Source organism: Pantoea brenneri (genome assembly GCF_038594305.1).
Taxonomy (GTDB): domain Bacteria; phylum Pseudomonadota; class Gammaproteobacteria; order Enterobacterales; family Enterobacteriaceae; genus Pantoea; species Pantoea brenneri.
Genome location: NZ_JBCGBG010000001.1, coordinates 491,781 through 506,865 on the forward strand (window position 1 = coordinate 491,781; position 15,085 = coordinate 506,865).

Sequence of the window (15,085 nt, forward strand, 5' to 3'; positions counted from 1 at the left end):
GAAATCGCGTCGCTTCGTTCTTCACCTCGCGCGACGCTGCGGCGTCGCACACCCCGTTATTGCTGTTGCGCCAGCGCCAGCGGACGCTTTTTACGCCGTAGTTTATCCATCATCAGGTAGACCACCGGCGTGGTGTAGAGCGTCAGCAACTGGCTCATCACCAGGCCGCCGGCGATGGTAATGCCGAGCGGCTGTCGCAGTTCCGCGCCGTCACCGCTGGTCAGCACCAGCGGCAGCGCGCCAAACAGCGCCGCCAGCGTGGTCATCAGAATCGGCCGGAAGCGCAGCAGGCAGGCCTGAAAAATCGCCTCGCGCGCGCTGAGCTGGCCGTTGCGTTGTGCCTCAAGGGCAAAATCTACCATCATGATAGCGTTCTTTTTCACGATGCCGATCAGCAGCAGAATTCCGATCAGCGCAATCAGGCTGAACGGCGTATCGAACAATTCCAGCGCCAGCAGTGCGCCAACCCCGGCCGACGGCAGCGTCGACAGAATGGTGAGCGGATGGACATAGCTCTCATACAGCATCCCCAGCACGATATAGACCGCGCCAATGGCCGCCAGCATCAGCCACAGCTGGCTGCTCTGCGACTGCTGGAATACCTGCGCTGTACCGGCAAAACTGCCGCGTACGCTGGAAGGCACCCCGAGCGAGGTCATGGTGCGCTCAATTGCCTCGGATGCCTGCGACAGCGACACGCCTTCCGGCAGGTTAAACGAGATGGTCGAGGCGGCAGAAAGCCCTTCATGATTGACCGACAGCGGGGCGTTGGCGGGCTGCCAGTGCGCAAACCACGACAGTGGAATTGCTTTGCCTTCGCTGTTGATAACAAACATCTGCGACAGGGCGCTGATATCCTGGGTATAGCGTGGATCGACCTCCATCACCACCTTGTACTGGTTAAGCGGCTGATAAATAGTAGAGATCTGGCGCTGACCAAAGGCGTTATTCAGCAAGGCATTCGCTTCAGCGACGTTAATACCCAGTCGCGCCATACTTTCACGATCGTAGGTCAGGGCCATTTCGCTGCCTTTATCCTGCTGATCGGAGTTGACGTCCGCCAGCTGCGGCAGGGCGGCGAACGCCTGACGGATTTTCGGCTCCCAGCTGCGCAGGTCGTCGAGATTGTCCGACAGCAGCGAGTACTGATAACCGGCATTCGATTCACGGCCGCCGACCCGCAGATCCTGCACCGCATTCAGGTAGAGGTTAGCACCCGGCTCTTTTGCCAGTTTAACCCGCAGCCGGGCGATGACCGCCTGCGCGTTCTCTTTGCGCTCTGACAGCGGTTTCAGCGAGATAAACATCGAGCCGCTGTTGGTGCGCATCCCACCGGTAAAGCCGACCACGCTCTCTACCGCCGGATCGGCACCGACGATCTCCATAAAATCCTGCAGCTTACTGCGCATCGCCTGGAACGAAATGCTCTGGTCGGCCGAGATAAAACCGGAGAGCCGGCCGGTGTCCTGCTCCGGCATAAAGGTTTTCGGGATGCTGATAAACAGCCAGACGGTGAGGGCGATGGTGGCGAAAAACAGCAGCAGCACCCAGCGGGCATGGTTCAGCACCACATTGAGCGAGCGGCCATAGCCCTGCTGAATCGCCAGCAGCAGCCGGCCCGATCCATGCCGACGGGGCTGGCTGCCGGGTGCCGACGGTTTCAGCAGATATGCACACATCATCGGCGTCAGGGTTACTGAGATAAACAGCGAGATCACAATCGCCACCGACAGGGTGATGGCAAACTCGGAGAAGAAGCGGCCAATCAGCCCGCCGATCATCAGCAGCGGCAGGAAGACCGCGATCAGTGACAGACTCATCGACAGTACGGTAAAGCCGACTTCACGTACCCCTTTCAGCGCTGCGAGCAACGGCTTCATGCCCGCCTCGACGTGGCGGGCGATGTTCTCCAGCACCACAATCGCATCATCGACCACAAAGCCGGTGGCGATGGTCAGCGCCATTAGCGACAGGTTGTTGAGACTAAAGCCGCACAGGTACATCGCGGCGAAGGTGCCAATCAGTGAAACCGGCACCGCCACCGCCGGGATCAGCGTGGCGCGACCCGAGCGCAGGAAAACAAACACCACCAGAATCACCAGCGCCACGGCGATCACCAGCGATTGCTCCACTTCATGCAGCGAGGCACGAATGGTGGGTGAGCGATCCTGAGCGATCTGCAGGTCGATGGCGGCCGGGATCACCTCATGCAGCAGCGGCATTTCGGCGCGGATGCGGTCCACCGTATCGATGACGTTAGCTTCAGGCGTTTTGCGGATCAGCAGCAGCACCGCCGGTTTACCGCGTGACATCCCGGCATTACGCACGTCCTGAACCGAGTCTTCGACTGTCGCCACGTCCGACAGCCTGACCGCCGCGCCGTTGTTGTAATGCACTATCAGCGGCTGATACTCAGTGGCGGTCTGTAGCGCATCATTGGTACGCAACTGCCAGCGCTGCTGCGAATCATCCAGTGCGCCCTGCGGCCGTCGCTGATTGGCGTTGGAAATGGCGGTGCGCACCGCATCCAGCGACACGCCCTGATTAAACAGCGCCTGTGGATTCAGTGCCACGCGGACCGCAGGCAGCGAGCTGCCGCCTACGGTGACGTCGCCGACGCCCTCGATTTGCGACAGTTTCTGCGCCAGCTGCGTTGAGGCGTAGTCATACAGCTGACCCGGATTGTAGCTGTCCGAGGTCAGCGTCATGATCATAATCGGCGCATCTGAAGGGTTCACTTTGCGATACGTCGGGCGCGACGGCATCCCGGTAGGCAGCAGGCTTTGCGCCGCGTTAATCGCGGCCTGAACATCGCGCGCGGCTCCGTTGATGTCACGATCAAAATCAAACACCAGAATGATGCGGGTGCTGCCGAGTGAACTGGTTGAGGTCATTTCACTGACGCCGGCGATGCGGCCCAGCGAGCGCTCGAGTGGCGTGGCGACCGACGACGCCATAATCTCCGGCGCGGCACCCGGCAGCGAGGCCGAAATCACGATCACCGGAAAATCGACCTGCGGCAGCGGTGCCACCGGCAGCAGGCGAAAACCGAGGATGCCGGCCAGCGCAATTGCCAGCGTCAGCAGGGTTGTGGCGACCGGCCGATGAATAAACAGGGCAAAAAACTTCACTCTGCGGCCTCCGTGCGGCCGAGGCGACGGCGGGTGGCGTGCGCCAGCTGATCAAACAGCAGGTAGATCACCGGCGTGGTGAACAGCGTCAGCACCTGACTGACAATCAGACCGCCGACCATCGCAATCCCCAGCGGGTGACGCAGTTCCGCGCCGACCCCGGTGCTGAGCATCAGCGGTAATGCGCCGAGCAGCGCCGCCAGCGTGGTCATCAGAATCGGCCGGAAACGCAACAGGCAGGCCTGATAGATAGCATCGTAAGGCTGCATCCCCTGTTCACGCTCAGCCGCCAGCGCGAAGTCGATCATCATGATGGCGTTCTTTTTCACGATACCGATCAGCAGAATGATGCCGATGATCGCCACAATATCCAGCTCGTTGCCGCTGAGCATCAGCGCCAGCAGCGCCCCGACGCCCGCGGTTGGCAGCGTCGACAGTATGGTGATTGGATGGATAAAGCTCTCATACAGCACCCCGAGCACGATATACATCGCTACAATCGCCGCCACAATCAGCCAGACGGTGCTGCTCAGCGCCGCTTCAAACGCCAGCGTGCTGCCCTGGAACTGGGTCATCATTTCGGCGGGCATACCGAGCTGCGCTTCTGCCTGCGATACCGCTTTGACCGCATCTTCCAGCGAATAGCCGTCAGCCACGTTGAACGAGAAGGTCGCCGACGGGAACTGATCGAGATGGTTGATACTGAGCGGCGTATGACGCTGTTCAATACGGGCAAAGGTGCTCAGCGGCACGCTGCCGCCGTCGCTGCTGGCCAGACGAATGCTCTCCAGGCTTTGCAGGCCCGGCGTGGCGCGGTTGTCCTGCTCCAGCACCACACGATACTGATTAGCCTGGGTATAAATGGTAGAGATCAGGCGCTGACCAAAGGCGTTATACAGCGCGTTATCCACGTCCGCCATACTGATACCCAGCCGGCTGGCGCTGGCACGATCGACATTGATATAGGCTTCCAGTCCCTGATCCTGCCAGTCGCTGCTGACATCCCGCAGTTGCGGCAGGGTATTCAGCTCGGCCAGCAGCGCCGGCACCCAGGTGGTGAGTGAAGCCAGCGAACCCGATTGCAGCGTAAACTGATAGGGCGTGCGGCTCGCCTGGGTATCAATGGTGAGATCCTGTACCGCCTGCAACCACAGCTGCACGCCCGGAATCTGGCTCACCTGCTGTTGCAGCCGTTGCTGAATCACCGGGATCCGATCTTCACGCTGGTCGAGCGGCTTGAGGTTGATTTGCAGCCGAGCGCTGTTCAGCGCGGCATTAGTGCCGTCCACCCCGACAAACGAGGTCATGCTCTGCACCGCCGGATCTTTCATGATGATTGAAGCCACATCGCGGGTGCGTTCGGCCATGCTGGCGTAGGAGACGGACTGCGGCGCCTGCAGCGTGCCCTGAATAATGCTGTTGTCCTGCTGCGGGAAAAAGCCTTTCGGGATCATCATCCACAGCAGGACGGTCAGCACCAGGGTACCGAGCGCGACCGATAAGGTCAGCCACCGATGATTAAGCACCCGGCGTAACCCGCGACCGTAGACGGCAATGATGCGCTCAAACATCGCTTCGCTGGCGCGTGAGAAACGGTTCTGCTTACGCAGCGACCCGGCGCTCAGCATCCGGGCGCACATCATCGGCGTCAGGGTCAGCGAGACCACTGCCGAGATCAGAATCGCCACCGCCAGCGTCACCGCAAACTCGCGGAACAGGCGGCCAATGACATCGCCCATAAACAGCAGCGGGATCAGCACTGCAATCAGTGAGAAGGTCAGCGAGATGATGGTAAAACCGATTTCGCCTGCGCCTTTCAGCGCCGCGGTTAACGGTTTTTCCCCTTTTTCGATGTAGCGGGAGATGTTCTCAATCACCACAATCGCGTCATCGACCACAAACCCGGTGGCAATGGTCAGCGCCATTAAGGTCAGGTTGTTGATCGAAAAGCCGAGAAAATACATCGCCGCAAAGGTGCCGATCAGCGACAGCGGCACCGCAACCGCCGGGATCAGCGTGGCGGGCACATTGCGCAGGAACAGGTAGATGATCATCACCACCAGCGCCATCGCCAGTATCAGCTCATACTGGGTATCGCTGACCGAGGCGCGGATATTGGTGGTGCGGTCGGTCAGCAGTTTGACCTCGACCGATTTTGGCAACGCCGCCGTCAGCGCGGGCAGCATGGCGCGGATATTATCGGCGGTAGCAATGATGTTGGCACCCGGCTGACGCTGCACGTTGAGCACAATCGCGGCGTCGCGGTTGGCCCAGGCACCCAGCCAGCTGTTCTCTGCGCCTTGCTCAATGGTGGCGACGTCACCCAACCGCACTGGCGCACCGTTGTTGTAGCTGATGATCAGCTGACGGTAATCTTCCGCCGATTTCATCTGGTCGTTGGCCGACAGGGTAATCGAGCGCGTCGGCCCATCCAGGCTGCCTTTAGCCGAATTGACGTTGGCGTCGCTGATGGCGGTACGCACCGTCTCGCTGGTCAGGCCAAGCGCCGCCAGCGCCTGGGCATTCATTTTGACCCGCACCGCCGGACGCTGACCGCCGGACAAGGTCACCAGCCCGACGCCGCTGACCTGAGAAATTTTCTGCGCCACCCGGGTTTCCACCATGTCCTGAACCTGGGTCAGCGGCATGCTGCGGGTGGTAACGGCCAGCGTCATGATCGGCGGATCGGCCGGGTTCACTTTGCTGTAGACCGGCGGATTGGGCAGATCGTTGGGCAGCAGGTTGGTGGCGGAGTTAATCGCCGCCTGCACTTCCTGTTCCGCCACGTCGAGCGGCAGGCTGAGCTGGAACTGCAGCGTCACCACCGATGCGCCGCCCGAACTCTGCGACGCCATCTGCTTCAGGCCCGACATCTGGCCGAACTGACGCTCCAGCGGCGCGGTAATGGATGAGGTGACCACGTCCGGACTGGCACCCGGATAGAGGGTAACCACCTGAATGGTCGGATAATCAACTTCCGGCAGCGCCGAAACCGGCAGGAAGCGATAGCCCAGCACGCCTGCCAGCAGAATGGCAATCATCAACAGCGTGGTGGCTACCGGACGCAGAATAAACTGGCGCGACGGTCCACCGCTGTGATCGGGAGGCATTACCTGCATTACTCACGCTCTCCCTTCGACGGCAGCGCCGCACGGCTACTGCGCGGTGCGGTACTTTGCGCCGCGACAATCTCAACTTTCGCGCCTTCGGTCAGGCGATCCAGACCATCGGTCACCACCCGTTCGCCCGCTTCCAGCCCGGCGCTGATCACCACTTTCTGGCTATCCTGCAGGCCGGCAATCACGCTTTTCTTGCTGACTTTATTATCGCTGTTGACCACCCAGACGAAGTGGCCTTCATTGCCCATCTGCAGCGCGGCGGCCGGAATAACAATCGCATCCTGCAGGGTATTGACCTTCAGCCGGACGTTAACGAACTGATTGGGGAACAGCGCACCGTCCTGATTATCGAAGCGCGCTTTGATCTTAATGGTGCCGGTGGTGACATCAATCTGGTTATCGAGGCTCAGCAGTTTACCGCTGGCAATCAGCGCCTGATTGCTGCGATCCCAGGCTTCGACCGGCAGCGGCTCACCGCTTTTCTGCGCCTTCAGAATCTGGCTGATGTTGTTTTCGGCGAGGGTGAACACCACGTCAATCGGCTGGGTCTGGGTGATCACCACAATGCCGGTGGTGTCGCCGCTGGTAACGTAGTTGCCGACGTCCACCTGCTTCAGACCGACCCGGCCGTCGATCGGCGCAGTAATCCGGCTGTAGGTCAGATTAAGCTGGGCGCTGGCGACGCTGCCCTGGTCCGCTTTCAGGGTGCCGAGGGTTTCGCTGACCAGCGAGCGCTGCGTATCCAGCTCCTGCTGTGACACCAGCGAACTTTTCGCCAGCTTTTCGAAGCGCGCCAGGTCGCGGCGGGCGTTCGCCAGCGTGGCCTGATCTTTTGCCAGCTGGCCCTGGGCCTGAGTTAACGCCACCTGATACGGACGCGGATCGACTTCTGCCAGCAAATCGCCGGCCTTAACCTGCTGGCCTTCGGTAAAGTGTATCGCCACCAGATCGCCGTTAACCCGGCTGCGCACCGTCGCGGTATTGGCGGCGGTGACGGTGCCTAATCCGCTCAGGTACTGCGGGACGCTCTGGCTGGTGGCGCTGGCGGCCTGAACCGGGGCGAGAGGACGACGGGCGCCGTCAGCGCCGCCTTTGCCGCGCGGCGTGCGTGCGCCACTCTGCTGGTCGGTCTGCGGCTCAGCAGCGTGCTGCCACCAGTAATATCCGCCGACGGCCGCGGCAATCACCACCAGCACAATCAGGCTCTTTTTCATAACAGGATGTTGGGTGCTCATTATTTTGCTTGCTCTCCAGCAGTGATGTAGTCCCAGGCGCAGGCATCAAACGGGTAGCCTGCAAACGTCAGATTGTAGTCGCCTCTGACGGGCAAAAGTTGAAGGAAATAAGGATATCTGTCAGGGCCGGGTAAGTATGCCTTTTCTGGCATTAATCACACCACAATCGTCATAAAGAAACCGTTTCGCTTTGCTATGCTCAGTGACAGACCGTTTCGATACACCACTAAGGAGCAGATGATGAGTCAGAATAAAACCCGACAGTTAGGCGACAGCGGCATTTCGGTGCCGGTACTGACGTTTGGCGGCAACGTGTTTGGCTGGACCGTGGATCGGCCTGGCTCGTTTTCGCTGCTGGACGCGCTGGTGGAAAAAGGGCTGTGGTTTATTGATACCGCCGATGTTTATTCACGCTGGGCACCGGGAAATAAAGGCGGTGAATCAGAAACCATTATCGGCGAATGGCTGAAGAAAAGCGGCAAACGCGACAGTATCGTTCTGGCCACCAAGGTTGGGATGGAGCTTTCGCCGGAGAAAACCGGACTGAAACCGCAGTATATCCGCCAGGCGGTGGAAGACTCACTGCGTCGGCTGCAAACCGATTATATCGATCTCTATCAGGCGCACCGTGACGATCAGGACACGCCGCTGGCCGAGACGCTGAGCGCCTTTGATGGCCTGATTAAAGAGGGCAAAGTGCGGGCAATTGGTGCCTCCAACTACAGTGCGGCTCGCCTGCAGCAGGCACTGGAAATCAGCGAAGCGGAAGGGCTGGCGCGATATGAAACCCTGCAGCCAGAATACAATCTCTACGATCGCCAGCCCTACGAATCAGAGCTGGAGCCGGTGGTCAGCCACCACGGGTTAGGGGTGATTAACTACTACTCACTGGCCAGCGGTTTCCTGAGTGGTAAATACCGCCAGCCGGCCGATGCCAGCAAAAGTCAGCGCGGGCAGGGTGTGGTGGAAAAATACCTCAACCCGCGCGGCCTGAAGATCCTGGCAGCGCTGGATGCAATCGCTGAAGCGCATCAGGTTTCACCGACGCAGGTGGCGCTGGCGTGGCAGATTGCCCGTCCCAGCATCACCGCGCCGATTGTCAGTGCCACCTCGCTGGCCCAGCTCGACGATCTGGTCGGGGCAACCCGGCTGACGCTGACGCCGGAACAGATTGAACAGCTGGCCGACGCCAGCCGCTAACAGAACGGGGCCGCTGCGCCCCGTTTCGCCCCCATCCATTCACGCTTCGCCTCCGCTGCTGCAAGAGTAACCACACTGAGATCCAGCTCACATTTGCGCGAATAAACTGGTTAGTTGACTATTCGTGCGCACGTATTTACAAAAATTGAACTTTTCTCAGCACTATTCTCTGCGGGTCATTCCCCCGTAACTCACATAAGAATAAGCATGATGAAAAATAAACAAGCAGAGCAGCGTTTTCCGCTGCGCCGTGTGGCAACCGGCACCCTGATCCTGGCGATGTTAACCGGTCATGCGATGGCCGCTGACGCGCTGAGCGCTGATTCAGAGTGGATGTTTGGTGACTGGGGTGGTTACCGAACGCAGTTGCAGAACGACGGCATTAAATTTGACGTAAATTACACCATGGAAAGCGCGGCCAACTTAGGCGGCGGGGCCGATACCAACACCACCATGCGTTACAGCGATCAGTGGAGCTTCGGCACCAATTTCGATCTGGAAAAACTGCTGGACTGGCAGGATGCGGAATTCCAGATGACTATCACCAACCGTGACGGACAAAACCTGTCCGAACAGGTGGCGGACAAGCGCACCGGCATGCTCTCTTCGGTGCAGGAAGTGTATGGTCGTGGCCAGACCTGGCGTCTGACCCAGTTCTGGTTGCGCAAAGGGCTGTTTAACGATGTGGTCGACCTGAAAGCTGGCCGGGTGACGGTTGGTGAGGACTTTGATAACTTCGACGGCAACCTGTTCCAGAACCTGGCGCTGGGCAGCGGTCAGGCGGGTAACTGGCGTGGTGACCGCTGGTTTAACTGGCCGGTATCCCAGTGGGGCGGCCGGATCAAACTGAATATCACCCCGGAAGTTTTCTTCCAGGTGGGATTCTATAACCAGAACCGGGCTAACTACGATCGCGGCGACGGCTTCCGTCTGGATACCAGCAATTCTGAAGGCAATCTGGTGCCGGTCGAACTGGGCTGGAAACCGACGCTGGGCGCGCAAAAGCTGCCGGGTAACTACCGCATCGGCTATTACTACTCTTCAGCCAATGGCGATGTCTATGGCAGCTGGCGCAACGGCGCGTATCAGGATCAGGATCACGCCTATGGCGGCTACCTGCTGTTGCAGCAACAGCTGACGGCGCAGGATGGCGATGTGAATCGCGGTCTGGGCGTGCGGGTTCAGGCGGTGATGAACGATCACAAAACCTCAAAAACCGACAACTACCAGTCGATCGCCTTTACCTGGAAAGGGCCGTTTGATGCGCGTCCTGATGATGAAATTGGCGTAGGCGCGGCGCGTATTCATGTTAATAGCGACTACACCCGCTCGCTGCGTCAGCAGAATCAGGCCAACGGCGAGAGCAGTTTTGACAGCCCGACCTATCTGCCGATTCAGGACGGCTCGGAGTATAACTACGAGGTCTATTACAACGCCAAAGTGACCAACTGGATGTCGCTGCGCCCGAATCTGCAATATGTGGTGGCGCCTGGCGCGGTCAGCGAAGTGAAAGATGCGTTTATCGGCGGCATCAGCGCCAATATCGCGTTCTGATCCGCAGTCAAAACAGTAACGGCGCCGTTGGGCGCCGTTTTTTTTGCTGCGCGATCACGCTTAGCGGAACATCACTTCTGCCCAGCGGGCTAAGCCTGCGGTCACCGAGGCGAAATCATCGCCGCCGGCAATCGGCGTGTCAGGCAGCGCCTGTTGCAATGCCGCACGCAGCAGCGGCGAGCGGGCACTGCCGCCGGTCAGGTAGACCACGTCAGGTTTGATCTGGCTGGTGGCCAGCGCCAGCTGGACCTGCTCAAGGATTTTCTCCAGCGGCTGATTGATCGCCTCCTGCAGCAGGTTGACGCTGAGATCGGCCTGCAGCGATCCGGCAATAAAGTCGAGCGACGCCGCATGTTCCGCGCGATCTGACAGCGCGATTTTGCTCTCTTCGGCAGCCCGCACCAGACGATAACCCAGCTTCTGCTGCCACACTTTCAGCAGGCGCGCGACCACCTCACTCTGTTCCGCGTCACGGACTAAATCGCGCAGTAACTTACCGCAGGCGGCGCTGTAAAATTCGCTTTGTGCCGGAACATCGTTGATCGCAACCGCATTCCACCACGGCAGGGCGGGCAGGGCGATGCCTTTCTGGGTATTACCGCCGAGACCGAGCAGCGGCATCAGCGTTTTGAACGCCAGCATAATGTCGAGATCGTTACCGCCGACGCGGCAGCCACTGTGGCCCAGCAGGCTTTCGCGGCGATCGGCTTTGTCGCGCCACGTCGGTCCCATCAGTAACATCGAACAGTCGGTGGTCCCGCCGCCGATATCAACCACCAGCACCCGGCTCTCCTGTTGGAGGGTGGCTTCAAAATCCAGACCGGCCGCTACCGGCTCAAACTGAAACTCCACGTCGCGGAAGCCGGCCCGCTGCGCGGCACGCAGTAAAATACCCTGTGCCTGCTGGTTGGCCTCTTCACTGCCTAAGCCCTGGAAGTTAATCGGACGACCAATCACCGCCTGATCGATCGGTTGATCAAGCTGACTTTCGCCCTGCTGACGAATGTGCAGCATCATGGCGCAGACCAGGTCTTCAAACAGGGCGATCTGCTGCGGTTTCAGGCCGCTGGCACCGAGAAAGGATTTGGGGGATTTTACGAACCAGACATCTTCCGGATCGACCATGTACTGTTGCAGCGCGGTCAGACCAAACTGCACGCTGTTGGGCTGTACGTCGATATCTTCTTCGCGGTTAAAACGCAGGGCGCGCTGCAGCAGAGCGGTGGTTTCACTGTCGGGCGTCGCCACCTGATGATGACGATAGAGCCATTCACTGACCGACTCACGGGTAGGCGCACAGATCATCGACGGCAGCAGGCGCTGGCCGTTTTCCAGCGTTAACAGACGCGGCGCGCCATTTTCACTGACGGCTATGGAACAGTTAGCCGTGCCGTAATCGAATCCTATGAACATTTTTGCCCCCATGCCGGAAAAAAGGGGGCGACTTTAGCGCAGCTTTAGCAGGGTAGCAAGCGCTCAACGGTGGATTTAACGGATGGCAAAAAAGCGCGCCTCGGCCAGTACGCTCAGCGGCTGACGTTCGGCGACCGCGCTGCCCCAGACGCCATCCACATCCAGGCTGGCGAGGGTAGTCAGCACCGCCGGAACCGAAACCGGACCGGCCAGCAGGGCAATGTTGCGCTGCGACGCCTGGCCCTGGATGATAGTCAGCAACATCTCATCCATCAGATTGTTATGCACATTGGAGACCAGTTCAGGTGCCAGCACCAGACAGTCGACCCACTCATCGCTGAGCTGATTGAAGGCGTCGAGGTTACGGCCAAAGTGCTGCAGCACGATGCGGCAGCCACTCTGACGCAGCTGCAGCAGTGCGCTGTGCAGCCGATCGCCCTGAGTTAACACGCTGGCAGCCGGGAAGGCGAAGCCACAGCGGCTGTCACTCAGGCCGGCCGCCACAAAACGGCGACACAGTTGCTGGATAAAATCGGCATCGAGCAACGCCTGGGCGCTAAGCGGCAGAACCACCGCAATGCCTTTTTCATTCAGCCCCTGCACATCGTGCTGGAAGAAGGCCTCAAGGATTTTATTATCCAGCTGACGCCGCAGTCCTTCATCCGGCAGATTATTGCGCAGCAGCGTTTCATCAATCAGCAGGCCATCCGGGGTTAACAGCTGCACTTCCAGCAGCCAGAGAAAGGCTGACTGTGGCGTATTCGGCGGGGCGACAGCCCAGGCCGGCAGCTCTATCTGCAGCGAATCGATCATCGCGGCGTCGAGGCCCTGATGATTGCCCGCCAGCGGCAACCGGTGCTGCTCATAAACCACATAGCGGCCACGTCCGCTGCGTTTGGCGTTATAACAGGCAATATCGGCCTGAGACAGCACATCGCTGCTCTGGCAGTTGTCCGGCGAAATCTGGGTGACGCCGACGCTGGCCCCGACCTGATAGAGGCGGCCCAGCCACTGGAAGCGGTAATCATTGACCGTGGTGACAATGCGCTGAATCACTTCGCACGCCTGCTCAACCTGGCAGTCGGGCATCAGCAACGCAAACTCATCGCCGCCCAGCCGTGCCAGGAAATCACTGCTGCGCAGATGATGCAGCATCAGGTCTGACAGTTCCCGCAGCAGCGCATCGCCCGCCGCATGACCGGCGCTATCGTTGACCGCTTTAAATTTATCGAGATCGATAAACACCAGCACGTGGTGATGCTGATGTTCTGCTGCATCATACAGCAGCCGTTTTAGCTGATGATCGAAGCTGGCGCGGTTCGGCAGGCGGGTCAGGGTATCGTGTAGCGCGCTGTAGCTCAGGCGCTTCATCAGTTGGCGCGATTCGCTGACATCCTGAATGACCATGACCGCACCCTGTTCCAGTCCGGCCTCAGAGCGCAGCGGGGTAATGCTGTAATGGATGTCGATATGCCCGTCATCCGGGGTATGCAGCACCAGATCTTGATCCAGATCCGGGGTGATTTTCTCACGCGGTAGCTGACACAGCAGCAGAATGTCTATCTCTGGTCCGTTGCGGCCCTGCGTGATGTGCAGCAGCTCGCTGAGGGGTTTGCCAGCCGCCTGTTGCTGCGACCAGCCACTCATCTTTTCGGCCACCGGATTCATAAAGGCGACGCGCATCGCTTCATCGGTGCTGATCACCGCCTCACCGATTGAGTCGAGGGTGATTGCCATCCGCTCTTTCTCCTGGAACAGCGCCTCGTTCAGGTTGCGTAATGGCGTGATGTCCTGGCAAATCCCCAGCATCCGCTCAATCCGTCCCTCTTTACTCAGGATGCGGTTGGCCTGAGTACGCACCCAGCGCTGGCCGTCGTCGTTAACAATCCGGTATTCCATATGGAAGGCGCTGCGCAGTTCAATCGCCTGCTGCACCGTCAGCGCCGCATGTTCCCGATCGCCAGCATGCAGCAGGTGGATCCACAAATCGTAGCTGGGTGACTCGTGCGGTGCCAGGCCAAACAGCGCATACATCCGCTTGTCCCAGAGCATTTCGCCGGTCAGCAGGTTCCATTCCCATACGCCGATGCCGCCCGCCTCATTGGCCAGCGTGATGCGCTCCATCAGCCGGCGGTTGACCTGCTCGCTCTGTTTCAGCTCGGAGATATCGACGATCTGGGCAATCAGGTAGAGCGGCAGATGGGCGGGATCGCGCACCAGCGACACCGTCAGCCGGGTCCAGACAATCTCGCCATCTTTGCGGAAGTAACGTTTTTCCAGCGTGTAGGTGTAGATCTCACCGCTGAGCAGCTTACTGAGCTGCTGCAAATCGTTGCTGAGGTCGTCAGGATGGGTAATCTGCTGAAAGGTCAGCCGCCGCAGTTCCTCTTCCGGATAGCCCAGCGTCTGGCAGAGCGAATGGTTCACCTGCAGCCAGCCGCCCTGAGGGGAGACCAGCGCCATGCCAATCGCCGAATATTCCATCGCGTGACGAAAGCGGGTTTCGCTCTCGCTGATGTGATTCTTCTCACGGCGAAACGCATCCATCACCAGCGACATGATGTGGCTGGGGATCAGCACCAGCAGGAACGGCAGCCAGCTGGAGACCGGTCCCAGCGCACTGTTATTGTTCACCACGCTGACCAGGCCAAAGGCCAGCAGCATCGACATAAAGCTGGCGTTCAGGAAAAACAGCACAAACGCCTGCAGCTTGGGCAGGCGGACGGCGCACCAGAACAGAATCACCACAATAAAGGTGAACGGCCACGGCAGATAGCGCAGGGCCAGATAGCTGGCCACCAGCGTCACCGCCAGCGTCAGGAAGAATTCAGTCAGACGCAGTTCGCGCAGCTGGGTACGGCGCACCGGCCACGGCAGCAACAGCAGCATCGGACCCAGCACCAGCATGCCGATAATCTCGGAGATCACCCAGGTATAAAAGAAGGGAAACGAGGCGTGACCACTGACCTGCAGCACCCACAGCGCCATCAGCCCGCCGATCACCGGCGTAACGATCCCCACTGACAGCACCAGTCGCGCCCAGTCATGCAGTGAACTGAGTGGTGCTCGGCGATCGAGTAACGCCCGCAGCAGTATTCCGCCCAGACCCGCCTGCAGCAGGTTAAGCAGGGCAAATTTGATGTTGGAGAGAGCCGGACCGATGATGATTGCATTGGCGCAGGCGGTGCCGAGCACGCAGGCCGCCAGGTAGAGCGGGAGCTGGCGTGACGGGCAGCGGAAAACCACCACCGTCATGGCGGCAGTCGGAAACCATAGGGGCGAAATTTTACCGCTGACCACGATCAGTTCAAGGCAGAACAGCGTCAGGACAAACATCGAGCAGCCGAGTAAAAGCGCAGAGATCCAGCGCTTGTTCGGTCGATTGTGCAGGTAGGGGATCTCTATGGTCATGCAGACGTCCGGCAGGGTGCAG

7 protein-coding genes are annotated in these 15,085 nt (G+C 59.6%); 2 read left to right on the forward strand and 5 right to left on the reverse strand.

Annotated features, from left to right (window positions below):
• Window positions 1-56: 56 nt before the first annotated feature.
• The 3 genes from mdtC to AABB92_RS02215 are packed head-to-tail and all read right to left on the reverse strand — an operon-like array spanning window position 57 to window position 7,485.
• Entirely contained in the window at window positions 57-3,131 is a 3,075-nt protein-coding gene (mdtC, locus tag AABB92_RS02205; RefSeq protein ID WP_046288210.1) for a multidrug efflux RND transporter permease subunit MdtC, read from the reverse strand.
• The gene (locus AABB92_RS02210) at window positions 3,128-6,250 is read right to left on the reverse strand and encodes an MdtB/MuxB family multidrug efflux RND transporter permease subunit (protein ID WP_031377171.1); all 3,123 of its coding nucleotides are present in this window, start codon (window positions 6,248-6,250) and stop codon (window positions 3,128-3,130) included. The genes mdtC and AABB92_RS02210 overlap by 4 nt, the downstream gene beginning before the upstream one ends.
• Complete coding sequence (locus AABB92_RS02215) at window positions 6,250-7,485, reverse strand: MdtA/MuxA family multidrug efflux RND transporter periplasmic adaptor subunit (protein ID WP_046288211.1); 1,236 nt, start codon at window positions 7,483-7,485, stop codon at window positions 6,250-6,252. The genes AABB92_RS02210 and AABB92_RS02215 overlap by 1 nt, the downstream gene beginning before the upstream one ends.
• 240 nt (window positions 7,486-7,725) lie before the next feature.
• Here AABB92_RS02215 and AABB92_RS02220 point away from each other — a divergent pair, with 240 nt between their 5' ends.
• Window positions 7,726-8,685: an aldo/keto reductase gene (locus tag AABB92_RS02220; RefSeq protein WP_031375317.1), complete on the forward strand. Its 960-nt coding sequence runs from the start codon at window positions 7,726-7,728 to the stop codon at window positions 8,683-8,685.
• Between the two features lie 210 nt (window positions 8,686-8,895).
• The gene (locus AABB92_RS02225) at window positions 8,896-10,239 is read left to right on the forward strand and encodes a carbohydrate porin (RefSeq protein WP_031375318.1); all 1,344 of its coding nucleotides are present in this window, start codon (window positions 8,896-8,898) and stop codon (window positions 10,237-10,239) included.
• A gap of 60 nt (window positions 10,240-10,299) precedes the next feature.
• Here AABB92_RS02225 and yegD read toward each other — a convergent pair whose 3' ends face one another.
• Both yegD and AABB92_RS02235 read right to left on the reverse strand, forming a co-directional pair.
• Window positions 10,300-11,652: a molecular chaperone gene (gene yegD, locus AABB92_RS02230; RefSeq protein WP_031375319.1), complete on the reverse strand. Its 1,353-nt coding sequence runs from the start codon at window positions 11,650-11,652 to the stop codon at window positions 10,300-10,302.
• Between the two features lie 75 nt (window positions 11,653-11,727).
• The gene (locus AABB92_RS02235; protein WP_031375320.1) at window positions 11,728-15,063 is read right to left on the reverse strand and encodes a diguanylate cyclase; all 3,336 of its coding nucleotides are present in this window, start codon (window positions 15,061-15,063) and stop codon (window positions 11,728-11,730) included.
• Between the last annotated feature and the right edge of the window lie 22 nt (window positions 15,064-15,085).